This window comes from Parabacteroides sp. APC149_11_2_Y6 (genome assembly GCF_054506995.1).
Window position 1 is genome coordinate 3,015,816 of record NZ_CP173709.1, and the last position, 24,423, is coordinate 3,040,238.

20 protein-coding genes, 1 tRNA gene, 3 rRNA genes and 1 pseudogene are annotated in these 24,423 nt (G+C 43.0%); 8 read left to right on the top strand and 17 right to left on the bottom strand.

The window, feature by feature from the left end; genetic code table 11:
• Positions 1 to 392: 392 nt before the first annotated feature.
• The 12 genes from rrf to ACGE0T_RS12530 form a co-directional block, all read right to left on the bottom strand.
• Positions 393 to 503 (bottom strand): 5S ribosomal RNA (gene rrf / locus ACGE0T_RS12475).
• A gap of 100 nt (positions 504 to 603) precedes the next feature.
• Positions 604 to 3,481: ribosomal RNA gene (locus tag ACGE0T_RS12480) — 23S ribosomal RNA — on the bottom strand.
• 163 nt (positions 3,482 to 3,644) lie between these two features.
• Positions 3,645 to 3,718, bottom strand: a tRNA-Ala gene (locus ACGE0T_RS12485).
• Between the two features lie 91 nt (positions 3,719 to 3,809).
• A 16S ribosomal RNA gene (locus tag ACGE0T_RS12490) occupies positions 3,810 to 5,336 on the bottom strand.
• The 16S, 23S and 5S rRNA genes sit together here with 1 tRNA gene alongside, the layout of an rRNA operon.
• Before the next feature lie 459 nt (positions 5,337 to 5,795).
• Positions 5,796 to 6,014 (bottom strand): hypothetical protein, encoded by a 219-nt coding sequence (locus ACGE0T_RS12495; RefSeq protein ID WP_459186966.1) that lies wholly within the window; start codon positions 6,012 to 6,014, stop codon positions 5,796 to 5,798.
• A gap of 22 nt (positions 6,015 to 6,036) precedes the next feature.
• On the bottom strand, positions 6,037 to 6,480 hold the full coding sequence (locus ACGE0T_RS12500; protein ID WP_459186967.1) for an HU family DNA-binding protein: 444 nt from the start codon (positions 6,478 to 6,480) through the stop codon (positions 6,037 to 6,039).
• A gap of 185 nt (positions 6,481 to 6,665) precedes the next feature.
• On the bottom strand, positions 6,666 to 7,154 hold the full coding sequence (locus ACGE0T_RS12505; protein ID WP_459186968.1) for a hypothetical protein: 489 nt from the start codon (positions 7,152 to 7,154) through the stop codon (positions 6,666 to 6,668).
• An 85-nt stretch (positions 7,155 to 7,239) separates the two neighbouring features.
• Positions 7,240 to 8,451, bottom strand: a complete 1,212-nt coding sequence (locus ACGE0T_RS12510) for a reverse transcriptase domain-containing protein (protein WP_459186969.1) — start codon at positions 8,449 to 8,451, stop codon at positions 7,240 to 7,242.
• Between the two features lie 9 nt (positions 8,452 to 8,460).
• Positions 8,461 to 8,694, bottom strand: coding sequence for a hypothetical protein (locus tag ACGE0T_RS12515; protein ID WP_459186970.1), 234 nt, complete (start codon positions 8,692 to 8,694; stop codon positions 8,461 to 8,463).
• Between the two features lie 181 nt (positions 8,695 to 8,875).
• Complete coding sequence (locus ACGE0T_RS12520; RefSeq protein ID WP_459186971.1) at positions 8,876 to 9,220, bottom strand: four helix bundle protein; 345 nt, start codon at positions 9,218 to 9,220, stop codon at positions 8,876 to 8,878.
• The gene (locus ACGE0T_RS12525; RefSeq protein WP_459186972.1) at positions 9,217 to 9,711 is read right to left on the bottom strand and encodes a hypothetical protein; all 495 of its coding nucleotides are present in this window, start codon (positions 9,709 to 9,711) and stop codon (positions 9,217 to 9,219) included. Before ACGE0T_RS12525 ends, ACGE0T_RS12520 begins: the two co-directional genes overlap by 4 nt.
• A 124-nt stretch (positions 9,712 to 9,835) precedes the next feature.
• On the bottom strand, positions 9,836 to 12,913 hold the full coding sequence (locus tag ACGE0T_RS12530; RefSeq protein WP_459186973.1) for an FISUMP domain-containing protein: 3,078 nt from the start codon (positions 12,911 to 12,913) through the stop codon (positions 9,836 to 9,838).
• A gap of 569 nt (positions 12,914 to 13,482) precedes the next feature.
• Here ACGE0T_RS12530 and ACGE0T_RS12535 point away from each other — a divergent pair.
• Genes ACGE0T_RS12535 through ACGE0T_RS12545 form a run of 3 tightly spaced genes read left to right on the top strand, consistent with a single transcriptional unit; the run spans position 13,483 to position 15,015 of the window.
• Positions 13,483 to 13,704, top strand: coding sequence for a helix-turn-helix domain-containing protein (locus tag ACGE0T_RS12535; protein ID WP_459186974.1), 222 nt, complete (start codon positions 13,483 to 13,485; stop codon positions 13,702 to 13,704).
• On the top strand, positions 13,691 to 14,017 hold the full coding sequence (locus tag ACGE0T_RS12540; RefSeq protein ID WP_459186975.1) for a HipA N-terminal domain-containing protein: 327 nt from the start codon (positions 13,691 to 13,693) through the stop codon (positions 14,015 to 14,017). The genes ACGE0T_RS12535 and ACGE0T_RS12540 overlap by 14 nt, the downstream gene beginning before the upstream one ends.
• Positions 14,014 to 15,015 (top strand): HipA domain-containing protein, encoded by a 1,002-nt coding sequence (locus ACGE0T_RS12545; protein WP_459186976.1) that lies wholly within the window; start codon positions 14,014 to 14,016, stop codon positions 15,013 to 15,015. Before ACGE0T_RS12540 ends, ACGE0T_RS12545 begins: the two co-directional genes overlap by 4 nt.
• 103 nt (positions 15,016 to 15,118) lie before the next feature.
• On the opposite strand, the gene ACGE0T_RS12550 is transcribed toward ACGE0T_RS12545, so the two are convergent.
• Both ACGE0T_RS12550 and ACGE0T_RS12555 read right to left on the bottom strand, forming a co-directional pair.
• Positions 15,119 to 16,348 (bottom strand): S41 family peptidase, encoded by a 1,230-nt coding sequence (locus tag ACGE0T_RS12550; protein WP_459186977.1) that lies wholly within the window; start codon positions 16,346 to 16,348, stop codon positions 15,119 to 15,121.
• A 38-nt stretch (positions 16,349 to 16,386) separates the two neighbouring features.
• A complete protein-coding gene (locus ACGE0T_RS12555; protein WP_459186978.1) occupies positions 16,387 to 17,106 on the bottom strand; it encodes a porin family protein in 720 nt (239 codons plus the stop codon).
• A gap of 212 nt (positions 17,107 to 17,318) precedes the next feature.
• Between ACGE0T_RS12555 and ACGE0T_RS12560 the strand changes: the two are divergent.
• Positions 17,319 to 17,582: pseudogene (locus ACGE0T_RS12560) on the top strand (hypothetical protein); the annotation flags it as partial.
• A 13-nt stretch (positions 17,583 to 17,595) separates the two neighbouring features.
• Here ACGE0T_RS12560 and ACGE0T_RS12565 read toward each other — a convergent pair.
• The 3 genes from ACGE0T_RS12565 to ACGE0T_RS12575 form a co-directional block, all read right to left on the bottom strand.
• Positions 17,596 to 19,482, bottom strand: a complete 1,887-nt coding sequence (locus ACGE0T_RS12565; RefSeq protein WP_459186979.1) for a BACON domain-containing protein — start codon at positions 19,480 to 19,482, stop codon at positions 17,596 to 17,598.
• A 254-nt stretch (positions 19,483 to 19,736) separates the two neighbouring features.
• The gene (locus ACGE0T_RS12570; protein WP_459186980.1) at positions 19,737 to 20,024 is read right to left on the bottom strand and encodes an HU family DNA-binding protein; all 288 of its coding nucleotides are present in this window, start codon (positions 20,022 to 20,024) and stop codon (positions 19,737 to 19,739) included.
• 15 nt (positions 20,025 to 20,039) lie between these two features.
• Complete coding sequence (locus ACGE0T_RS12575; protein WP_459186981.1) at positions 20,040 to 21,902, bottom strand: InlB B-repeat-containing protein; 1,863 nt, start codon at positions 21,900 to 21,902, stop codon at positions 20,040 to 20,042.
• 579 nt (positions 21,903 to 22,481) lie between these two features.
• Here ACGE0T_RS12575 and ACGE0T_RS12580 point away from each other — a divergent pair.
• The 4 genes from ACGE0T_RS12580 (at position 22,482) to ACGE0T_RS12595 (ending at position 24,346) form a co-directional block, all read left to right on the top strand.
• Positions 22,482 to 22,712, top strand: coding sequence for a hypothetical protein (locus ACGE0T_RS12580; RefSeq protein WP_459186982.1), 231 nt, complete (start codon positions 22,482 to 22,484; stop codon positions 22,710 to 22,712).
• A 283-nt stretch (positions 22,713 to 22,995) separates the two neighbouring features.
• Positions 22,996 to 23,337, top strand: a complete 342-nt coding sequence (locus ACGE0T_RS12585) for a hypothetical protein (RefSeq protein ID WP_459186983.1) — start codon at positions 22,996 to 22,998, stop codon at positions 23,335 to 23,337.
• 11 nt (positions 23,338 to 23,348) lie between these two features.
• Positions 23,349 to 23,600, top strand: a complete 252-nt coding sequence (locus ACGE0T_RS12590; protein ID WP_459186984.1) for a DUF7660 family protein — start codon at positions 23,349 to 23,351, stop codon at positions 23,598 to 23,600.
• Between the two features lie 605 nt (positions 23,601 to 24,205).
• Complete coding sequence (locus ACGE0T_RS12595; protein WP_459186985.1) at positions 24,206 to 24,346, top strand: hypothetical protein; 141 nt, start codon at positions 24,206 to 24,208, stop codon at positions 24,344 to 24,346.
• Positions 24,347 to 24,423 lie beyond the last annotated feature (77 nt).

The following is a 24,423-nucleotide window of genomic DNA, read 5'->3' on the forward strand; positions in this document are numbered from 1 at the left end:
ATCATATTTTAAGAATGAAATAATCGTACCAAAGTTTTAGTAATCGCGTTAAAAAACATTACACTCCTAATAATTAAGCAAATAAAACTCCAAACCAAGTCCTCCCTTGTTGTTGAATACTTACTTAGCCTGTGGAATAATTCCACAAAATTGTTCTCTATACATAAAATTTATATAGTAAAATTGAAGAACGAGGTTCGCGGATAACACGGATTGGGCGGATCAAGACGGATAAGAATTATTTTTATTTAAAAAAATCCGTTCCAATCCGCCCTATCCGCGTTATCCGTAAACCTCGTTCTTCGTTCCATGCTTATCCATTTCACTATATACGAAAAAAGGAGTCAGCCTTTCGACTAACTCCTTTTCCTCTCTAAGCTTTCGCTTATTTAAGACGGCGGCTACCTACTCTCCCACTTTTACGCAGTACCATCGGCGTGGTTGGGCTTAACTTCTCTGTTCGGAATGGGAAGAGGTGGATCCCCAACGCTATAACCACCTTAATATCGTTTATTAAGATTTTGACTGGACAACTCCATATTTTGGAGTAACTCTTCGAGCCATATGGCTTTCGCCATCTGCTGATATATCAATCCTTCTTGTATAAGAAAGTCTCGGGCTATTAGTACTACTCGGCTTCGACATTACTGCCCTTACACCTGTAGCCTATCAACGTTGTAGTCTACAACGACCCTTTAGGGAGATCTTATCTTGAGGCTGGCTTCGTACTTAGATGCTTTCAGCACTTATCCAATCCAGACTTAGATACCCGGCGGTGCACCTGGCGGTACAACCGGTAAACCAGTGGTCTGTCCAACACGGTCCTCTCGTACTAGTGTCAGAACCCCTCAAATCTCCTACGCCCACGATAGATAGAGACCGAACTGTCTCACGACGTTCTGAACCCAGCTCGCGTGCCACTTTAATGGGCGAACAGCCCAACCCTTGGGACCTTCTCCAGCCCCAGGATGTGACGAGCCGACATCGAGGTGCCAAACCATTCCGTCGATATGAGCTCTTGGGAATGATCAGCCTGTTATCCCCGGAGTACCTTTTATCCTTTGAGCGATGGCCCTTCCATGCGGAACCACCGGATCACTATGCTCTAGTTTCCTACCTGATCGACTTGTTTGTCTCCCAGTCAAGCACCCTTATGCCATTACACTCTGCGACCGGTTACCAATCGGTCTGAGGGTACCTTTAGAAGCCTCCGTTACTCTTTTGGAGGCGACCACCCCAGTCAAACTACCCACCATACAGTGTCCCCGCATGCCGCGGGTTAGAACTCAAACAATCAAAGGGCCGTATTTCAACGACGGCTCCACAAATACTGGCGTACCTGCTTCATGGCCTCCGGCCTATCCTACACATCAAGTGCCCAAATTCAATGTAAAGCTATAGTAAAGGTTCACGGGGTCTTTTCGTCCCATCGCGGGTAATCGGCATCTTCACCGATACTACAATTTCACCGAGCTCACGGTTGAGACAGTGTCCAGATCATTACACCATTCGTGCAGGTCGGAACTTACCCGACAAGGAATTTCGCTACCTTAGGACCGTTATAGTTACGGCCGCCGTTTACTGGGGCTTCAATTCAATGCGTCTCTTGCGATGACATCTCCTCTTAACCTTCCAGCACCGGGCAGGTGTCAGGCTGTATACTTCATATTTCTATTTCGCACAGCCATGTGTTTTTGTTAAACAGTTGCCTGGACCTATTCTCTGCGCCCACCTGTTACAGTGGGACCCTTTATCCCGAAGTTACAGGGTCAATTTGCCTAGTTCCTTAACCGTGAATCACTCGAGCGCCTCAGTATTTTCAACCCAACTACGTGTGTCCGTTTGTGGTACGGGTACTACAATGATATGCTTAGCGGATTTTCTAGGGAGCCTGTTTACATCCATTTTGCCTTGTGCAAGCACTCGGCATACTGTCAGGTTCGACTCTGGGTGCGGATTTGCCTACACCCATCGACGTCTACACCCTTTAACCACCTATTCCGTCAGATGGCAGGATTGTCACTTCTCCGTCTCCACATCGCTCACTGTACTAGTAAGGGAATATTAACCCTTTCTTCCATCGGAATCGCCGTTCGGCTTATCCTTAGGCCCCGACTTACCCTGATCCGATTAACGTTGATCAGGAAACCTTAGTCTTTCGGCGAGGGGGTTTCTCACCCCCTTTATCGTTACTTATACCTACATTTGCTTTTCCAGTTACTCCAGCAAGGGTTATCCCTCACCTTCGACGCCACTGGAATGCTCCCCTACCATCTCTTACGAGATCCATAGCTTCGGTAAACGGTTTATGCCCGAGTATTATCCACGCCGGACTCCTCGACTAGTGAGCTGTTACGCACTCTTTAAATGAATGGCTGCTTCCAAGCCAACATCCTAGCTGTCTCTGCAGTCTGACTTCGTTAGTTCAACTTAACCGTTATTTGGGGACCTTAGCTGATGGTCTGGATTCTTCTCCTCTCGGACGCGGACCTTAGCACCCGCGCCCTCACTCCTTATCAATATATAGCACGCATTCGGAGTTTATCTGGACTTGATAGGCGGTGAAGCCCTCGCATCCAATCAGTCGCTCTACCTCATGCTATACTAAATAAAGGCTGCACCTAAATGCATTTCGGGGAGTACGAGCTATCTCCAAGTTTGATTAGCCTTTCACCCCTACCCTCAGTTCATCCGAAAGCTTTTCAACGCTTACCGGTTCGGTCCTCCAGTTGGTGTTACCCAACCTTCAACCTGACCAAGGGTAGATCACTTGGTTTCGCGTCTACTCCCTCCGACTATGCCGCCCTGTTAAGACTCGCTTTCGCTTCGGCTCCGTACCTGAAATACTTAACCTTGCCGGAGAAAGTAACTCGTAGGTTCATTATGCAAAAGGCACGCCGTCACCACTTAAAATGGCTCCGACCGCTTGTAGGCAGACGGGTTCAGGGTCTATTTCACTCCTCTGTTCGAGGTTCTTTTCACCTTTCCCTCACGGTACTGGTTCGCTATCGGTCTCTCGGGAGTATTTAGCCTTACGGGATGGGCCCCGCTGTTTCACACAGGATTTCTCGTGTCCCGCGCTACTCAGGATACCACTAGGCTGCGTCAGGGAGTCGTGTACCGGGCTGTCACCGTTTGTTGCCGTCCTTTCCAGAACGTTCCACTTCCCTGATTTCTTGCCACGTCGTGGTCCTACTACCCCGTTGTTGCCTAAACAACAACGGTTTGGGCTGTTCCGCGTTCGCTCGCCACTACTTGCGGAATCACTGTTGTTTTCTTCTCCTATGGGTACTTAGATGTTTCAGTTCCCCACGTTTGCCTTCCTTACGGAATGGTTGGCCTTCTACCAACCGGGTTGCCCCATTCGGAAATCCTCGGATCAAAGGTTATTTGCACCTACCCGAAGCTTATCGCAGCTTATCACGTCCTTCTTCGCCTCCGAGAGCCAAGGCATCCACCGTCTGCCCTTGCTTACTTTCTTTATACACGGCACCGCTTAGTGCCGGATTGATATATCTTCAGCTTGCTCTGTTTTGTTACTTTATTTTTGAAGTTGTCCAATACGTCAAAGATCTTATTCAGGTGACAGTTGACAAGTGACAGTTGACAATTAAGCAACTATGTTGTCCTATATCCCTTTTTTGTGGAGAATAACGGATTCGAACCGTTGACCCTCTGCGTGCAAGGCAGATGCTCTAGCCAGCTGAGCTAATCCCCCGAAAAAATCTATATAAATACATATTCAACCGTAGTACAAGACCATACTGTCTTGTTTATGAAACCACCATAGTCATATCTCTGTGCTCCAGAAAGGAGGTGTTCCAGCCGCACCTTCCGGTACGGCTACCTTGTTACGACTTAGCCCCAGTCACCAGTTTTACCCTAGGCCGATCCTTGCGGTTACGGACTTCAGGTACCCCCGGCTCCCATGGCTTGACGGGCGGTGTGTACAAGGCCCGGGAACGTATTCACCGCGCCATGGCTGATGCGCGATTACTAGCGAATCCAGCTTCACGAAGTCGGGTTGCAGACTTCGATCCGAACTGAGATGGGGTTTGGAGATTGGCATCCTGTCACCAGGTAGCTGCCCTTTGTCCCCACCATTGTAACACGTGTGTCGCCCCGGATGTAAGGGCCGTGCTGATTTGACGTCATCCCCACCTTCCTCACAGCTTACGCTGGCAGTCTCACCAGAGTCCTCAGCTTCACCTGTTAGTAACTAGTGATAAGGGTTGCGCTCGTTATGGCACTTAAGCCGACACCTCACGGCACGAGCTGACGACAACCATGCAGCACCTCGCAAATGGCTATTGCTAGAAAGAATGTTTCCACTCCGGTCCATATGCGTTCAAACCCGGGTAAGGTTCCTCGCGTATCATCGAATTAAACCACATGTTCCTCCGCTTGTGCGGGCCCCCGTCAATTCCTTTGAGTTTCACCGTTGCCGGCGTACTCCCCAGGTGGATTACTTAACGCTTTCGCTGTAGAGCTTACATTGTATCGCAAACTCCTAGTAATCATCGTTTACTGCGTGGACTACCAGGGTATCTAATCCTGTTTGATCCCCACGCTTTCGTGCTTCAGTGTCAGTTATGGTTTAGTAAGCTGCCTTCGCAATCGGAGTTCTGCGTGATATCTATGCATTTCACCGCTACACCACGCATTCCGCCTACCTCAAACACACTCAAGTAATCCAGTTTCAACGGCAATTTTATGGTTGAGCCACAAACTTTCACCGCTGACTTAAATTACGACCTACGCACCCTTTAAACCCAATAAATCCGGATAACGCTCGCATCCTCCGTATTACCGCGGCTGCTGGCACGGAGTTAGCCGATGCTTATTCATACGGTACATACAAAACGGGACACGTCCCGCATTTTATTCCCATATAAAAGAAGTTTACAATCCATAGAACCTTCATCCTTCACGCGACTTGGCTGGTTCAGGCTCGCGCCCATTGACCAATATTCCTCACTGCTGCCTCCCGTAGGAGTTTGGTCCGTGTCTCAGTACCAATGTGGGGGACCTTCCTCTCAGAACCCCTATCCATCGTCGGTTTGGTGGGCCGTTACCCCGCCAACTGCCTAATGGAACGCATGCCTATCTATCAGCGATGAATCTTTAACAAATATTCCCATGCGGGACCCCTGTTTTATGGGGTATTAATCCGACTTTCGCCGGGCTATCCCCCTCTGATAGGTAAGTTGCATACGCGTTACTCACCCGTGCGCCGGTCGCCGGCAGAGTATTGCTACTCCCCGCTGCCCCTCGACTTGCATGTGTTAAGCCTGTCGCTAGCGTTCATCCTGAGCCAGGATCAAACTCTTCGTTGTTAATTTTGTTTGTCTTGCCCAGGATATAACTATCCTTTTTATCGTAGTCTCTTTTCCTTGACGGTATGTTCGTATTTCTACGTTTTCTTGTACTACTTTAGTTGATATGTAAATCTTTCAAAGAACTTTTGCTTTCGTTTGTTTTGCGATTGCGGCTGCAAAGGTAAGGAGTTTTTTTTATCTGCCAAATTTTTCGGCAAAAATATTTGAAGTTTTTTCTCCGACTCTCAGAAGTGGTTGGACATATTGCTTAGACTGGCTAACCTCATCCCCTGCTCTTGATTTATCTTACCTCTCCTCCATCATGTCTTGTACTGCCGTTCTCTCTCGAATGCGGGTGCAAAAGTAGTGTTCTACCTATTACGCTCCAAATATTTTCATGCTTTTTTTTCATCTTTTTTCTTCCTGCATAAAGCATAATATAAGGTACGCACAACAGCATGAATAAAAACCAAAAGTTTACTTATTTTCTCTCCCGTCTTCATTATTTTTCAATTTATAAGAATAATCTACCCCGAACAAAGCCCCGGCAAAAGTGCCGACCTCGCCAAACGCCACTAAAACACTGTTGTGTATTTCCCCCTCCGGCGCTACCCAGAATCCGGAGAATATCAGGACAATCCCGCTCAATACGAGCAGGACTGCCATGAATAACTGGATGGTCAGAAACCTTTTCATTTCTTACCGTGTTTCCCGAACATCAGAGTTCAGACGGTTTATCGCCATCACTCTCGCCACTTCCCGTTTTTGTTCCTTCCGGCGTTATCTTCGTGTAATCGAGTGTTTTCTTTGTATCACGAAGTTCGCTACCCGGAGTGAATACGATTTTAGGTGCACGCAACATGCTGTTATCAAACTTTTTTTCTTCGGAAACCCCGTCGCTGCTCACCGAAATCCGGAAATTCCCAAATTCACCCAATTGTACGATACGCCCGGCCTGCAATTCCATATCCAATACAAAATTCAGGTTGTCGAGAACCGCCTTCACATCCGCACTCGATACGGTACTTCGGGCCGAAATCATTTTACACAAATGTTTCAGGTCGGTAAAACCGGTGTTTTTAGAAACCGCATAATACATTTTCTCTGAATCCTTTACGCCCGGCTTCGACGGACGCAGCACTAATTTAAATCCTTGTGCCATACTACTTAAAATTTAATTGTTTAGATGTCCACTATTGAACACAGGGCAAAGGTAGAGCCGCCCCAAAGCGACAAATAGTTGAAACAGCACACAACCAAACCACTGGTTAACAGATTATTAAACCGTATCTAAAAACAAAAAAACCGATTTATCCGGCTTTTACAAGAAACGAAATCCCTGCTTTTTTACCATTTCTTGCCTTTTTCTTCTCCCTGGATCCTTATTTCCGCCACCAATTCCAGAAAATCATGCAAAAGTTCGGCTTCGGGAACATTGGATAAATACTGCTTTAAAGTACCCAAGGCATACGGGTAATCAAACACAAGCAGAAGCAGGCTTGCCAAATGCGCATACGAGATACGTCCACTCCTGCCTGCATTCTCGAGGACATGCAACACAGGCAACAATAACTCCGGGTTATTCAGGGAATAACGGAACTTGCCTAATACAGAATGGGATACCAGATAATCGACATAGCAGGCACGGTTGTGCCTCAGGTAAAGATAAACGAACTTACGGTATTTGCGGGGAAGTTCTTCATAATCCCCAAAAGCGAGGCTGCACAGTTCGTTCAAACGTCTTTCGCGTGTTTTGGCACTCATCAACGAAAGTTTCTTTTCAAAAAGAGGGACATTGGGGTCTTTGCCCCCGAACAGGTTCTCCAACCGTTTCAATTTTTTTTTCCATATTTATTGTAGCGCAGGCAATTTGACACCTGCGCCACAAAAGGCCGGTTCTTCCCTAAAACCGACCATTTCCTTATCCGCCCGACAAATTCTTCGGATGTTTATACAGAATATACTTGTTCCAACCGTTATTAAAATACCCGTAACGGAAAACGGACGAACAGCCCTCCAATATTTCTTTTTTTATATTCCGGGTTTTGAAATGCTGCATGATACCCAGATAAGAATTAACGGACGCACGCATCTTGCACAGATGGGAAACGGCGAGCGGCACACCATCGAACCCCAACCTGTTATCCCAATAAGACATTTCGGACGCAAACTTCCGTTTTGCCCGGTTCTGGATGTAGATACGCCCCGGCTTTACCACCGCCCCAAGGAAATCGACGCCACGCCGATAATGCTGCAACACAATTTTACGCGGATGCAGCTTCACATGCAAAGTTTCCCAAAGGAAATCCCGGATTTCGGGAACCATTCTTTTCAAGGCTTCCTTATCTTCGTGGACAAGAAAAAAATCATCCACATACCGGCCATAATGTTTGATGCCCAACTCCCTTTTCACATAATTATCGAATGGAGTCAAATAAATATTGCTGAACAACTGCGATGTAAGGTTCCCGATAGGCAAACCGCAACCGGGAGGCGAATGGAACAGGCTTTTCGAAGGTGGCAAGCCCTCCCAGTCCGACAGGTTTCCACGCCGCACACAGTTCAAAATCGGGTCATTGAACACGATAAGCGGCAAAAGGTATCTCACAAGTTCGTATTCCTCCGAATCTTCCCAATGGATACTGTCAGGCATAACCAGATAGCCATACTTTTCAAGCACTTTGAGTATGGCATCATACAATATCCGGCGGTTTATATTCATAAAATAGCCCTGCAAATCGAGTTTGAGCACATAGCAGTCGCAGGTGTAATTTTGCGAACAGCTACGGATATGCTTATCCAGCCGCCTGACACCATACATGGTTCCTTTGCCTTTCCGGCAGGAATAACAGTCGTTGATAAATACCCGTTCAAAAATGGGAGAAATATAATTGAACAGCAGGTGATGGATGATACGGTCGCGGAAATCGGCGGCAAACACTTCCCGTTTCACCGGATATTCCACCATAAAACAGATACTCCTGCCCACCTGATAACGGCGTTCCTTTATTTCATGGTAAAGCTCCACCAGATTCTCTTCAAGATTCAGTTCAAACCGGAGCTGGTTCACCGAATTCCGTTTTCCAGCACGGGCTTCAAAATATGCCCTAAATATATCTTCTATCAAATCCATCACCTGATTCTATCCATAATAGTAAAAAAAGCGGTTTGTAAATGCTTGGAGACACCTAACCGAGAACCCGTTCGCCCTGTTGTTTGTGTCCTGGTTGAACGTAGCACTGTTGAAGTTCACGTTACGGGCGTTCGTACTACTGGACGGCACTGAGGACGACCAGTAGTTGCCGTTGGAACCCTGATTGTTGGACGAACCATTACTGTTGTTCCGATAGCCCGCAGCAGGCAAAAAAGTAACCACTTTAATAATTGACAGAACGGATGCACTTAAGCAAACATTCCGGCAACCGGTTCGATTAACTAACAGAAACACGGGTACTCATCCTGCCCCTCGCGTCCTTTTACTCTGCCAGTAGGTTACTGAATTTACACGTCACCCTGCCGGTAACCTTGGCAACCGGCACTCTCGACTAACCGCTTTTTTATTTCTTTTCACTCGATTTATACCATGCCGTAAGCTGTTTCGAGACAGACTCCATCTGCTCGGCAGCCGTAGCATATTGTTTCAGACTAATTTGTTTCAAATCCATCAACAGGCGTACCTGCAACTTCACTCTCACCATATGTTCCTTTGCCTTTTGCAAATACACGGCCTTTTGTACTGTGGAATTGGCATAATAGATGCAAACCAGCAATGCTATCAATTCATTTTTCACATTCTCGCCCAACGTATAGCGATAGTCACGCTGGAAATTCCGGTTCATCCGGAATATTTGCAACAGCAAATCGTATGTGGCCTTGTAAACAGGCAAATTATCATAAATCATTGTTTCAGCAACGCTTGTAAATCTGAAACCAGCATCATACACTGCAATGGAGAAGCCGCTTCAACCCTGAAAGCCAGTAGTTGGGACAACACCTGGCGTTCGGTTTCAGAGAAACAGTTCCCTGTTTTTCCGGTGGAGACAGTTCCCAATGCCTCAGAAACAGCTTCGCTTTCCAAAGGAAGCGCAGATTTCCATTCTTCAAATTCAGCAGCAGTAAACGCTGTTTTCGTATGGAAAGAAAGCAGCTTGTCGTTCATCCGGACAAACTCCCATCCTTTCAGCACTTCCTGCAAACTGCTGTTTGGAAACCCCATCGACACCACTTCCCCATTAACGGTTTTAATAAAACGTTTTTGCAACTTGTATGCTTTGACTTCTTTGGCAAACCGCATTGCAGATTGCTCATAGGCTTTCCAGAAGATTCCTTCCATATATAAAAGAATCAACGGCTCGTCTTGCCGCTCTGCTTCTAATTTATTTTTCAGATTCATAATATCCGTATTATAACTCACTAAAAATCAACCCGCCTTACGGCGGGTCTTTCTCTTCCTCCAAAAATCAAATAAATCAAATGAATCGAATCAATCGAATGCGGTCGGCAATTCGCCGACCTTTTTATTCTTGGAGACACCTAACCGAGAACCCGTTCGCCCTGAGGCCGGTGTCCTGGTAGAACGTAGCACTGCCGAAGTACACGCTACGGGCGTACGTACTACTGGACGGCACTGAGGACGACCAGTAGTAGCCGTAGGAACCCTGACCGTTGGACGAACCACCACTGTAGAGCCGACAGCCCGCAGCAGGCAAAAGTAACTGAAGACTGTTCGCTGCACTTATTTTCAGGATATTATTACTATAACTTTTACCGGAACTGGAATTATCGGCACCTATAGCTACCCATTCAGCCATAGTAGGAACACGCCAACCGGCAGGGCAAGGATCAGAAGGTGTCTTACGGGCTGTCTTGGTGGCATCGACTGCAGAATTGGCTACCTCATCGAGGTTCCATAACTGCTGATACCAAGCATCAGCAACCATACTACTGCTTGACGGGTTATCCTTTCCATCTTCAAAACGTAACCAGTTACCTTGGGTATTAGGGGAAGAACTACTATATACGATAAACTTTTTATTCCAAGGGCTCATATCGGCAAGAGCACCCTCACCAGTTGGGAAACCTAACGGGTCGGTTTTACCATCAAACTTTTCCGCATTGGTGATATTACTATTGTTGGTATTTGTGAATCCGTATTGACGACCCCACTGGTATAACAAACCACAAGTGGTTGTAATGTCATTTGTACCACCGGCTGTTGAAGAAGCGGCTGGTACGGTAGTAGGTATTTCGGTAGCACCCAAATTAACAGGAGACCAATAATACGTTTTACCGTCTTTTCCCGTCATTTGGATGGCGGTATACTGTTTCGTATCGCTGACAGGATAAGTGACCGTATTGGCACTGCGGTAAAAACCGTATTCCTTTATTTCCTGACCGGGAACGGAGATTTTCAGATTGGCTTTATGTGCCTGATAGGCAGCATCACTACCGGAAGCGGCAGTAACATTTCCGCTATAAGTATACTGGCGGCGGTTATTGGTTATGCTTGTGGCATCACTGCCGCTTAACCAATTCTGACCGGCTCCGTATGCTACATCGTATTCACTGCTAACAGAGGAAGCAAACAAGGATTTGATAACGATATTGAAAGTTCGGGTTCCGCCTGTCGGGTTTATCCGCAATGTTTTAGCGTCATCATCTTTGGTGACACCGCCGGTTATAGCCAGCGAGGGTTCATCCTCTATTGCCAGCGTTACGGGCACTTCTTTCAATGCATCCAGTTTATGTTGGAATTTAAAGGTAACCTCGCCCGGATTGGCAGTCGGGAAGCCGTCCTTATCCACTTTCACTTCAAACTTATACGTGTCTTCATCATTGCTGCTTTCCGTTTTATCCACGGTCATCCATTCGGGGAAATCAGCCAGTTTGCTGCCACCCTGACAATTGACGGTAAGCGTTACGGAAGGTGTTACAACAGATGATGTTGCTTTCAAAATTAGCTTGTTGTCTGCAAAACTGCTTGTACCGTCAGACGCAGATTGGGTAAGCTCGGGAACAAAAGACAATGCTTCGACAAGCAGCGTATTGCTTTTTCCGGTAGCGTCATCGATAAAACGGATGATTCCACGGGGATAAATGCCTCCGGTATAATCCGCCTTCATGGAGATAATATACTTATGTTCCGTGCCGGAGATGGTGGAAGCGGTTACAGCCTTTGTTGCCGGGTCTTCTTTTACTTCCAGCCAGTCGCAGTTCTTATTGCTTCCGGCATACCGGATGGCGCAAGACATGGTAGAGTTGGCGGTTGTGGAAAGGGAAAACTTGCTGCCATCGGCAAGAAGCATCGTTACCGTTTTGTTAGTTTCATCAAAAGTCGTTGCGGCGTTTGCTATCCCGTCCGGGTCGAAAGCAAAGTCACCGGAACCGGCAGTCGGGTCGAGGCCGTCTATCTCGCCGCCTTCATCCCATTCGGCTACATCCAGTGTGAAGTCCAAGTGGTATTCATCCGCTTTGGTAATGCCGATGGTGTATCTATGGTTATTGTTTATTTCAAGCGCAACCGAACCGCCATCGGCTGTGGGCTGTTCAAAAGGTATCCGGTAGGTTACGTATTTTGTCTCTGTCAGGTTTACCTGATAGGTTCCTTTCAGTATCAGGTAACCTTTATCTTCCGAAGGGCTTGGATAGCTGTAGAAAGCAGATACTTGCAGGCCTTCATTGGCTTTGTCGCCTTCAAAAGTACGTTCAGGATAAGTTATCAAATCATCACCCGCCGCAGGAGACGTGCCATATACTTTGACGGGGAAGAAAGAAACTCCCTTCCGTCCGTTACCCATCGAGATGGATTCCAGATGGAATTTGGAATCAGTCTCCACATTGCTCACATCAAAGCGGGCCATTGTACGTGTCAGTTTAAATCCGGTTTGTACGCGTGCGGAAGAACCGAAGTCGGTCAGGTCGATGGGGACGGTTTGCGAACCGACCATCGGAAGGGGGAGGTTCAATGCCGTGCCTGTCGCTGAAAGCAACGGGGAATGGAGCTTTTGAAAGTCTGTTTCAGAAGGTGTCCCTTCGACAAGGTTCCCGGTTTCCATCGTGTATTCGAGTGGCTGGAAGTAAGCGTCCTCCACCTTATCGCCTGCCGTATTCACCAGTTCGGTCTGGTTGGCAAGGCAGTAAAGGCGTACGAACATGCCTTTTTGGAGTTCAAGCAGGGCGGTGGTGGTAGCGTCGTCCGTACCGACAGCGAGGTTCAGTTTATTGGCTCCTGCCGGCAAAGCCACTCCTTCCGGGCGGTAGGCGAAGCGTTCGCGGTAGGTGTAAGTGCCTGCCTCGTCCGTAGAAGCGAACACATAAATATCCAGCGTGGAGATTGCGTTTTCTTCTTTGGTGGCAATGGGGGCATCTGCTTTTGTTTCCGATTTGGTTGTGGCTACGGTAAGTTTGTTCTTAAAGGAAAGAAGCACTTCGCGTTTGTTTGCACTGCCGGTTCCGTCTGCCGGGGTACGGTCTGTCTTGTCGGACTCTGCCGTACAGGAAGAAGCAAGCAGCACGGCGGCAAGCAGATATGCACTTGCCGCAAGTGCCTGCAGAGGTCTGCATGAGGGACATAGACCTTGTAGTTTTGTTTTCATTTTCATATATATTTATCGTTCATATTTGTTATTACCCTATTTATATACCACCGTTTGACGTAGATATTATTTTAGACGCAGATTTACGCAAACAACGCGGATTAAATACGGAAAGCGGCGTCAAACGCAACAAATATATAAAGATATTATCACATACAACCAACGTAATGCATTGATTTTTAACGCATATGATTCAAAAATAGGGTTGCAAAAATCGCGAAAATATATGATTTTCTACAACTTTCAGGGAATTGAATTTTCTATATTTATTTTAAATTTTAACATTGCCTTATAAAAGCTTCCGGCTTTTTCCAATCTGTTTCTTCTCCCAATAATAGTTTTCAAAAATTACAACAAAGCCCGCTTACCGTCAAAGCAAGCAGGCTTTATTTGTAAAATCTATCGAATATGGGATTAAAAAGAAGATTCAAAAATTCACAATGTATAGTGAATTTCGAATCTTCATACTTCTTCAAGTTGCATTATCAGACTAAAATCACAATTTATTGTGATTTTAATTGTTTTTTCAATTCAAAATAGCTACTTTTGTTTCAAAATCACACTATACTGTGAATACGAAAGAAATAGGACAACTTATCAAAGAACGCAGGAAGAGTTTAAAAGTCAATCAACTGGAACTCTCCGAACTGGCCGGAGTGGGCATTAACACGCTGGTAGCCATCGAACGTGGAGAGGGCAATCCGAAATTGGAAACGCTATTAGCCATACTTGACACGCTTGGCCTGCAAATAAACATCAAACTAAAGGAATTGAATCATGAGACAATGTGAAGTATACTTACATGGCATCAAATCCGGAACACTGACAGAAGAAAACAACGGAGAATATACATTCACCTATGCTCCTTCTTATTTAGAGGAAGAGAAATATCCACCTATCAGTTTAACTTTGCCTTTACGAAAAGAGCCTTACCGCTCGCCAACCCTATTTCCTTTTTTCTTTAACATGCTTTCGGAAGGAGAGAACCGGAAATTACAATCACAACTGTTGCACATTGATGCTGAAGACGATTTCGGCATACTGCTTGCCACTGCCCAACACGACACCATAGGAGCTGTAACCATTAAACCCATTCAACTATGATAACTTTGAAAGTTTGTCCTTCGACACTGGCAGATGGATTTGACACTTATTCACCTGCTGCCCGAAAAGTGTTGTTCGACGGTAAAACTGTATCTCACTACCTAAGAGTGCCCAGTCCGTCTACAAATAGCAAAGAAGCTAAAGAAGCCATGCGGAATGCTAAACGCATCTCAATGTCTGGCGCACAACCTAAATACTCGGTAGTCATTGATAAACAAGAATCATACCTCCGTTACACACAAACAGACGAACAGGGAACATATATATTAAAGCCATCCCCCAGCAGTTACCACATACTGAACCGGGACTATTGTGCCGCCAATGAACACCTGACCATGCAAATAGCAGCACAAGCGTATGGGATAGAAACCGCCACTAACGGACTTTGCTTTTTTAATAATGATGAAGCAGCCTACCTGACACGACGCTTTGATGTATATGATGGTGGAAAATATCAACAAGAAGATTTCGCCGCACTAATGGGATACACGAAAGCTAATGGCGGAAACGATTACAAATATTGCAACGGCAGCTATGAAGAATGTGCCGAAGTGATACGAAACCACGTAAAAGCCGCGCGTATCGACTTACTTCATTTCTTCAGGCTAATCGTATTTAACTTCATTTCCTTGAATGATGACGCACATCTGAAAAATTTTTCGTTGATCAATCGAAAAAACGAGTATCGTCTCTCTCCTGCGTATGACCTGATAAATACGTCATTACACCTGACAGACCCCAGGATATTCGCCCTCGAAAAAGGGCTGTTTAAAGAAGGTATGAATTTAAGTGACACACACCAAGTCAGCCGAAAGGATTTCGAAGAATTTGGAAGGCGCATCGGACTGACAGACAAACTGATAAAGCGGGAAATTGAAGAGTTCATCAAGGAAAAGCCATTGGTACAAGAATTGATAGACCATTCTTTCTTATCTGAAGAGTTGAAGCAGCAATACAAAACAACCACCGGTTACAGACGCAAAATGCTCTCTTTCTAAGGAAAAAGAGTAATGAGATAATATTCGGCAGGTCAGAAAAATAACAAAGCCCGTTTACCGTCAAAGTAAGCAGGCTTTATTTGTAAAATCTATCGAAGAATGATTATTTTCCTGTATGAATATATTGAATGGCCCGTTCTAATTGCGTGTCATTTCCTTTTAGAAATTCGGTTTCATTATACAAAGCCTCAATATCCGGAGTTAAGCCAATACCTTCATAAATGTTACCATCCAGGTTCTTGGTCAACGATGTAGAAGTATATACCCTAAACGCTTCATTCTCAAAAGCTCCGGCATAACTATCATTTAAATTATTACTTATTGGCCCATGGCCTCCCTGGGTACGTTCTCCGATAAAGCACCCATTCGGCAAAGCGCAGATTGCCATAGGCGTCAGTTCCCCCATACTAAGTGAGTGAAGGTCTGCAAGCGCAATGATAGGAATATTTTCCAAATTTCTCTTTATAGGAGGAAAAACTTCATCCATTCCCTCCAAATCGCCGCCAGCCTTGCTAACAGGGTAAAGAACCAAAGGTGACCAGGGCGTATAATCCAATCGCCCCATTCCGTTTTTGGTACATGTATATCCGAATGTTACTTCTTCTGTAATCAAAGGGGACAATATAAAATACATATCGCTTAAAGTTCCACCTCCATTGTTTCTGGTATCAATCACTACCCCTTTTAAGTCAGGAGTGTTTTCAATTAAACGGAAAAAATTTTGAAGTGTACCTAATAAATCCGGATTTCCCCAATTAGAAGAAATAGCAAAACTGTTTAACCGTAAATATGCAATACAGTTATCTATACAATAAGAATACATATTCATGTCATTGCCGGTGCCACTAATAAAAGTAGACTTAAGATCTTTTATACGCCCTTTCTTTCTATTTTCCACAATGGTATTGATCAAATTCGATTCTGAAAACTCGTCATGATAATAATCTCTTTTTTTAATTTCCTGACTTGCAGGATGGCACATACACCACGGCCTCTTTTCATCCTTATATAAAATCAAAGCATAATGATGATCGATGAGATTGGCTGTTATTTCTTCAAACAGTACTTTTACAGTTGCCGAATCTTCACTGCTGTTGAATTCAAGTTCTTGAAAACGGGGCTTATATTCCCTGTAAACAGCATCCCAGTCTGTCGGATCAACTTCCCAAAAGGCATAGCTATAATTCATTCCGTTCCAATAAGATTCGAATACATCATCCCAAGATTTAAATACATTTTCATCTTGAGGATTAAATACCGCAGGATTCTCTTCCCTGCAGGAAAACAATAAGACACTTACAAACAGTGCCAGGAATATATTATAATGTTTCATTTGTTTTTATAGATTAATGATAAATAATCAGCCTAAAGTTATTTCTTTTTGTTCCAGTCCCCCAATGTGAACATACAACCGACTTGCAATGTAAATGTGTCATTGTAACGGTGTATCTGCTTCAACATATAATTCTTTTGCAAGTCAGTCAGCCCGCGGTAATACCGTCCTTCCGCCAGAAGTTGTACACGAGGGGTCAATTGATACTGCAAACCTACACCTGCCATTAAACCGCCATCGAAACGGTTGTCACGACGGGAATCAAACGGCACTTTTTCATCAAAATGATAAGGAGCCACAGCTTTCTGGTCTATAAGGTAAAAGTATTGGCGTTGGGCCCCTTTCGTTTTACTCGACACCCAGTACCCTACATATGCACCGGCATTTATAAAACCTCTTAGCTTCTCCCCGCCAAAGGAAAAACGTGCATAAACCGGAAGTTGCATAAATCCGTTTCTTGTATCACTTTGCACTTCTTCATATCGGCCACTCCGGTAGGATGAGTAATTCTTTTGCGTATAAGACAAATCTGCCTGCAATGCAAACCAATCAACAAACTCGTATTGTACAGGTACTCCTACCGTAAAACCACCAAGGGCATCATAATTCCGGTCATAAGCATATCCGGATGCCGTAGATAAACTGTTGTGCGTGTAACCGGCTTGTACGCCGACTTTCCATTGTGCTGAAGTACTGGAAATGTGGAATGCTAACAATAAAACAGCAATCCACTTCAAATTAGTAATTTTGTTTTTCATAAAAATATAAATAAACTCATCTGTTTAATATAAACTGATAATCAAAAATAATCACACAATACATTAACGATTAAATACTAATAAACAAAATATATTACTTTACTTAAACAACTCAGTTCTATCCAAACCAATCTCTTATTTATGCCACAAAAATATAAAACATTTTAAATACGAACAATTCACTGATTTATTTACTCTATAAAAAAGGATATTCAAAAACATTCCAAAAACAATTGCGTACCGTATGGCAACTACAAAAATCAGTATCTTATTGCTTATTTGGTAGCAAGAAGCATTTAATTAGTGAATTTGCCACACAAGAGGTTATACATAAATATCAGCTTGGTTCATCGGCCAATGTTAGCATAGTAAAACGAGCGTTGATCAAAAAAGAACTTATAGAAATCGAAAAACGTCGAGTTGTCATTCCCGATCCTGTAATGAAAGTGTGGCTAAAAAAGGAATTGGGAATATAATGTCGCACGAGTATTACTTGGCAAACTTCACATCGGCATATACTGGTCGGTGGTCCGAAGCTACCGGTTCGTCAATTACTTTGCTGCTGTTTTTTTTGCCGGCTCCCTCGTTCTTGTACATGAACAGATAATCGATTGTTCTGTTCGGTGCATTGGCTGGGAACGTATAGCCATTTTCGTCATTGAGCATTTCAAAACTCTGCTTGAGCTTTGTGATCGAGTTTTCATTCGGCTTAGCGTTGAAGTCCCCTCCTATGAACACAGGTTTTTTGGTTTTAAGGTTTTTGATAAAATCTATAATCAGGCCTGCAGAAGAGAGACGGGCGCTCTCTCCGACTGAAAAATGAGTGCTGCAGAATATGCAGTCGTCGAATTCGGCTACCACCATATACCGGTCTTCTTTATATTGGTCATCTTTCGCGTCTGACAACTTAATTTTTGTAACTGACAGCGGCTTTTGGCGCGAAAGTATGCCAATACCATATTTTCTTATTAAATCACTGACTGTCGCACAGAATGTAGGTACCATATTGGTAAGAGATGCCAGAGTGCCGAGTTGATCAACGTATTGATATTCCCGGTTCTTGTACTCGACTTCTTGAATAGCAACGAAGTCCGGCTGATATTGGTTAATGACATTTGCGGTGCGCTTATAATCGACTTTGCCGTCCATTCCTTTACACCTTTTTACATTGTACGACATCATACGAATGGTTTTATACGGCATGCTGTTCTGCGTTATGCGAAGCGTCGCGAATTTATTCTCCTGACCGGAGAAATGTACCATTGCATTGCGGATGTCAAGTTCGGGATTCTCCTTTACTTTCAGCGTTATCGTGTACTTGCCAGAAACACCTTGCAACGGGGTTACACTTAACCACGACTCGCCTCCGGTAACTTTTGCCAACCATTTTCCCTCTGCGGTCAGTGTTACGATATACTCGCCCTGCTGCCGAGGGATATTTATGATCGATTGCGACAATGATATCTGAGCTCTTATTGCTTTTTGCTTTACCATAAGCGGTAGTTGCTTCACTTCTCCAGAAGCATTATCTGTGTAAGAGAGCATAAGTTTGCTCTCCCGCAACTCCGCCATTTCGTTTCGAGTCATGGTTATGACGATTGTGCCGTTGCCCTCGCCACTTGCAGGTGCTACGCTTATCCAGTCGTCGGCTTCAGGAACTGTTATTTTCCACTCCGTGTTGGAAGATAAATCTACCGAAGTTTCTAAAACCGTCGCATCCACGATTATTTCGTTTTTGGAAAATGATACTTTGGATATGGACGCATTTTGCTTTACCGTAAGTGGTAGTTGCTTCGCTTCTCCAGAAGTATTGTCTGTGTAAGAGAGCATAAGTTTGCTCTCCCGCAACTCCGCCATTTCGTTTCGGGTCATGGTTATGATGATTGTACCGTCGCCCTTACCACTTGCAGGTGCTACACTTATCCAGTCGTCGGCTTCGGGAACTGTTATTTTCCACTCCGTATCGGAAGATAAGTCCACCGAAGTTTCTAAAACCGTCGCACCTACAATTATTTCGTTTTTAGAGAATGACACTTTGGATGTGGACGCATTTTGCTTTACCGTAATTACCTTCTTCGCCGTAAAGCATTCGAGTGTAACGGTAGCGGAGCGCGACAATCCCTCGTTGTTTTTTTTAACTGTTATGAGTACTGCATTTCCTGCCTTGGCGACTTTGCACCATGAGGCATCCGTTTGTGCGGTCCATGATCCGGAAGCCGTAACGCCAATGCTGCAAGTGTTTTCCTCACCTGAAAGGACTATTTGTGCCTGCTCCACCGAGATACTTGCTTTTTGTTCTTTACCTTCGTCATTTGTGCACGATACGGATAGCAGCACAAGGCAAATAAGGTTCAATGCTTTAATTAGCTTTATCATTTTGCTTATTTTAAAAGATAAAATCAATACTTTCTAATTAATATACTCTTTTCATTGTCCCCTAAAGCATACGCTCATGCTGCGCTTACAGCGAAAGCACCCAAACTTCACAGCTTAAGTGCTTCCTTATCATTTGAGAAATAATTTCATTAATGTTTTGGTTAAGATATCAATTATCTATTATTGTATTTCTAACTTGAAATACTAAGGTTTTTATATTTTAAGCGCATTTTTTTATTAGGGGGCAAGGTTGATTATTTCCCCTCGCCTTTATTCAATTCCTTCAAAAGTCCCTTACCCGGTTTAAACTTTACGCTTCTTCGGAAAGGAATAACGCAGGAAACCCCGCTTTTCGGATTACGCCCTATACGTTCGGTCTGCTCCCACAAGTAATAAGTTCCAAAATCTTTCAATACAAGATGATTGTCTTCATTTAAGACTTTTGACAGTTCATCGTTAAACGCATCAAGTAAGGATACTATCGCTTTTGGAGGCAAAGACAAACGGGCTGAAAGGCGTTTGACAAATTCTGTTTTGTTCATTTTAACATGCTCTTTTTATTCTTGGATACAACGAACTTGCCTTCCGTAAGCACGGTGATAATGATCCACTATTGCATTTTCATCCTCGAACTGAACATGATATGCATATATCTTATTTAATGGAACCGAAGATGTCCAGTAATAGCCAAATCTACCGAAATAGTAAGCAGCACCACTATAGCCTCGACGAGCACCAGCAGCAGGTAAAACTAAATTCTGTCCGCTTTCTACACCGGAGATAGACAATATGCCGTTATTGAATTCCTTAACAACAGAAGTATTCCCGATACCAATAGCTTCCCATTCCGACTTTGTAGGAACACGCCAACCTTCAGGGCAAGGGTCAGATACAGTTTTAACAGGCTCATCTTCTGTTCCACTATTCCATAATTTCTGATACCAAATATCTAAATACACCATATTTTCAGCTGATGGATTGTCTTTCCCTTGCTCAAACAATAACCAGTTACCTTGAGTATTTATACCTGAATCTCTTGACATTATAAATCTACCATCCCATTGACTAATGCCACTTAAATAATCTTCACCTGTAGGAATGACACTCTCTTTATAGTTTTCTCTATCTAGTACACTTTGTTCATTTGTAGTTGTGAAAGCAGCCTTACGTCCCCACTGAAATGTATTACCACAAGATTTTGTGAGATCACCATTTTCAGCTACAGATGTAGGTATCTCTGTCGCACCAACATTGACAGGAGCCCAAAAGACTTTTTCTCCTGTAACTGTTGCCATCATAATAGGCTGAAATCCTGTACCTGCATAATCAGGACGGCTCTGAATTGTGATTGTTTCTGTATCTTCCGGATTACTGACGTCACTGATTGTTACACGTATATCCAACGGTACCTTTACACTTTGTACCGGCACATTTACCTCCATTATAATCCTATTGTCTACCGGAGCACCTACAACCAATATATCGTTCAATTTTCCTTCGCCACCAATTGATTTTGCCTGTTTGTCATAAAGTGCAATTACTTTGGGCTCTACGGTGTTTATTCCTTCTGCATCAAAATATAGAGTTCCAGAACCTGTTGCATCTGTGATGTCCAATATTTTAGTAGCAGCATCCCATGTAATACCGGTTCCTGCCAATGCCGATGCATTGAAGTTCACTAAAGCGATTTCAGACTTCATCCATTTGGCATAAAGGGTTATATCACCGATGACCGGAGTATTAAAATCATATACTGTAACTTTTTCCGGATCGGAATACCAACCCCTAAACTTAAAGCCTAATTTTTGAGGATTAGCCGGCATGATCAGTTTCTCATTGGCTTTGACAGAAGCAGGGTCTATTGTATTACCTCCATCCGTATCAAATGTCACGGTATATACAGCTTCACCCGGATTGGACCAACGGGCATACAAGGTGATGTTGTCATTTACCACATCCGTACCGAATTCCCATGCGCTTGTATAAGCAGCATCTTTATACCAACCTAAGAAGTTACAATCTTCCTTAGTCGGGTCAGTCGGTTTTACCAGCTTTTCGCCCTTATTGACGGTCAAGGGGGCCACCTCGCTTCCTCCCTGTGCGTCAAAGGTTACGACACAAGCCTGAGCCGCTTCAACCCATTTCGCATACAGCGTTACATTACTCATTACCGTTTCCTTGTCAAAATCCCAGACCGTTGTACATCCGGCTTCTTTGTACCAACCGGAGAAAATGTAATTTTCTTTTGTCGGGTCTTGAGGTTTCGTTACTTTTTGTCCTTCCACTACTTTCAAGGCATCAATGGTACTGCCTCCCAGGGTATTGAACGTTACGATGTACTCTGAGATGACAGGGTCATCTTTTTTACAGCCTACGACGATTACCATCATAAGCAACATTAAAGTAATTAATTTTCTCATGATTTAAAATAATTTAGTTTGTTGATTAATGAATATAAAGTATACATAATACAATATCATTTTTCATTATTCATTGTACAGGTACATGAATAACACTTCTTCAATCAGGGTATAACACAGCTTTTACATGTAGCATAAGAGCTACATATACAGTATAGATTTTGCTATTTAATACCCCTTACTCCCTTTAGTTTGTTACTACAATATTTATAAATTCCCTTTAGTTAATACAAGTTATCAAAACGACTTAGTTTTATCAGAACTTTTATAAAACAAGTCTATTATTATTGATTATCAATATATATAAGCGTGCAAATAGAATTAAACATTTGATATTACAGTATAAATAAACCTTTTATATATATCATAATAGTGGTTAATACAAAATATCAAACACAAAATATATGGTAAATAAAACTATTAAATTGTTTGTATTTTAAAAGTATTATATATCTTTGCAACATGAATTAACAAGTAGGAGATTAGTTCTGATAGAACTAAGTTTTTCTTTTGATTACAAATCATGTTTTTCAATATCAAACCTATTGATTTTCAAAAATAATATATAAAAGAACGCTATTGCTTTTAAAAGTATTACTCTTAATAAAATCCCATACAGGCATTGTTTTTCATAAGATATACGAAATTGTTATATACAAAGCCGCTCCATCTTCACAGGCAGTAGGGGTGAATCCCTCATTGATGCGTAAATACAAAGAAGGGCTTGCTTTTGCTTCTGAAAAACAAAAAGCAGCTATTCAGGATAAATTCAAGGAAATAGTAACCAAAATGAGTATGGTTCAGCTTTAAAAAAGACCTTTTTTAATTGAACACCTGTACCACTCGCAGAGCAAAATGGGTACAAATAATTTCCTTTTCTGATACTCAATATAGCATATTGCCAGTTTGTTAGTCCGGGAACGGCACAGATCCGCTGTCATGCACCAGCTAACGGGTATCATTTTGTCAATGCCAGCAGCTCATTTTTTAGTTGATCCGGTACGATATCTCTGTCAATTTGATATTTTCTGAAATTAATATTCAGATAACCATTTTATGAACAAATGCGTCCAATTTAGTTACCACTAATAAAATGACTATATTTGTAGCAGAACCTATAAAAACAGAATGTTATGTTAATAATCTCTCGGAGAAAGAAATAGAGGATAACGGCTATTATCTCCGAAATCGCTTTACGTATGTCCCGTTCAGAGCGGATACCGGAATGACACGCATCGGGATTATGTTGGAGAAAGAATTCAGCGAACTGCCACATCTAAGGCAGAAACAAGTGCTGAGTGAATACTTTCTCCATGCTGTCAATCAGTGTGCAAAGCGATTATGCAAGAAAGTTAATTATGACTTCAAGCTGATGATAAATGATTTTACAGCCATTCTGGAAGAGTGGCAAGGAAAAGTAAAAAAAGAAATATAGTTTATAAGATTATGGAAAGTATTTCTAAACGTATTGAAGAGATATCGGACAAAAAGGCTTTTTTAGCGTTCTTGGACGAACTGAATAGCAGTTCTCTGACAAATTCTGAAGAATGGGAAAATCGGACAATAGACGAGTTTCTTAACGCCATACAATCGTGGATAGAGGATTTTTCGTCATCAGAGTTTAATGATATTGATTGGGGAAAGGTTGATTATTCGTTGTTTGCGAGAATCCTATATATGGGAAAGATATATGAATAAAATACAATGTTTGATTATAAGAAAATAGAACGAACTGTCAAAAATAATCATCTTCCATTTCAAAAAATAGAATAGACAATATATCGGATAAGGTTTTAGGGAGCTGATCCTCAATATATCATATTGCCAGTTTGTTAATCCGGGAACGGCACAGATCCGCGGTCATGCACCAGCTAACGGGTATCATTTTGTCAATGCCGGCAGCTCACTTTTTAATTGATCCAGTGCGGTATCTCTGTCAATTTGATATTTTCTGAAATTAATAATCAGATAACCATTTTATGAACAAATGCGTCCAATTTGGTTACCACTAATAAAATGACTATATTTGTAGCAGAACCTATAAAAACAGAATGTTATGTTAATAATCAGTACAAGAGATTTCAGATCCAACCAAACTAAATTTTTGGATATGGCAAACAATGGCGAGGACATTGTTTTAAAGTCCCAGAAGAGCGGAAGTTTTAAACTTGTTCCGGTCAGTGAAAATGACACACTAATAAGCAAAGAATCATAGAGGCAGGTATCTTGCCGTTGCATTCTTTATTCAGGACACTTTTGCTGGATTTGAAGAAGGCTATATTTCAGAAGAAGGTATAAGGGTATTGAATACCGGTCATTATGAGGGTGGCATGAACCAGGGTGGTTATATCTCTTTCGTTATGATAACGCTTGCCTATGCCGGTGATAAGGCTCATCCATTGGCAGAAACTAATGTCTCAGAAAATATCTACCAGCTCACTTGACGATATAAGCTAAAGCTCTCTGTATTGAAATTTTTTTGCTACTACATTTTACACATATAAACAGTCAATATACTAAC

Bases quoted from the DNA above. Each gene is read 5' to 3' on its own strand.
- ACGE0T_RS12545 (WP_459186976.1), top strand. From the start codon at position 14,014: ATGATAACTTTGAAAGTTTGTCCTTCGACACTGGCAGATGGATTTGAC.
- ACGE0T_RS12555 (WP_459186978.1), bottom strand. From the start codon at position 17,106: ATGAAAAACAAAATTACTAATTTGAAGTGGATTGCTGTTTTATTGTTA.
- ACGE0T_RS12575 (WP_459186981.1), bottom strand. From the start codon at position 21,902: ATGAGAAAATTAATTACTTTAATGTTGCTTATGATGGTAATCGTCGTA.
- ACGE0T_RS12525 (WP_459186972.1), bottom strand. From the start codon at position 9,711: ATGAATCTGAAAAATAAATTAGAAGCAGAGCGGCAAGACGAGCCGTTG.
- ACGE0T_RS12540 (WP_459186975.1), top strand. From the start codon at position 13,691: ATGAGACAATGTGAAGTATACTTACATGGCATCAAATCCGGAACACTG.
- ACGE0T_RS12530 (WP_459186973.1), bottom strand. From the start codon at position 12,913: ATGAAAACAAAACTACAAGGTCTATGTCCCTCATGCAGACCTCTGCAG.
- ACGE0T_RS12510 (WP_459186969.1), bottom strand. From the start codon at position 8,451: ATGGATTTGATAGAAGATATATTTAGGGCATATTTTGAAGCCCGTGCT.
- ACGE0T_RS12550 (WP_459186977.1), bottom strand. From the start codon at position 16,348: ATGAAACATTATAATATATTCCTGGCACTGTTTGTAAGTGTCTTATTG.
- ACGE0T_RS12570 (WP_459186980.1), bottom strand. From the start codon at position 20,024: ATGAACAAAACAGAATTTGTCAAACGCCTTTCAGCCCGTTTGTCTTTG.
- ACGE0T_RS12520 (WP_459186971.1), bottom strand. From the start codon at position 9,220: ATGATTTATGATAATTTGCCTGTTTACAAGGCCACATACGATTTGCTG.
- ACGE0T_RS12500 (WP_459186967.1), bottom strand. From the start codon at position 6,480: ATGGCACAAGGATTTAAATTAGTGCTGCGTCCGTCGAAGCCGGGCGTA.
- ACGE0T_RS12590 (WP_459186984.1), top strand. From the start codon at position 23,349: ATGGAAAGTATTTCTAAACGTATTGAAGAGATATCGGACAAAAAGGCT.
- ACGE0T_RS12565 (WP_459186979.1), bottom strand. From the start codon at position 19,482: ATGATAAAGCTAATTAAAGCATTGAACCTTATTTGCCTTGTGCTGCTA.
- ACGE0T_RS12495 (WP_459186966.1), bottom strand. From the start codon at position 6,014: ATGAAAAGGTTTCTGACCATCCAGTTATTCATGGCAGTCCTGCTCGTA.
- ACGE0T_RS12585 (WP_459186983.1), top strand. From the start codon at position 22,996: ATGACTATATTTGTAGCAGAACCTATAAAAACAGAATGTTATGTTAAT.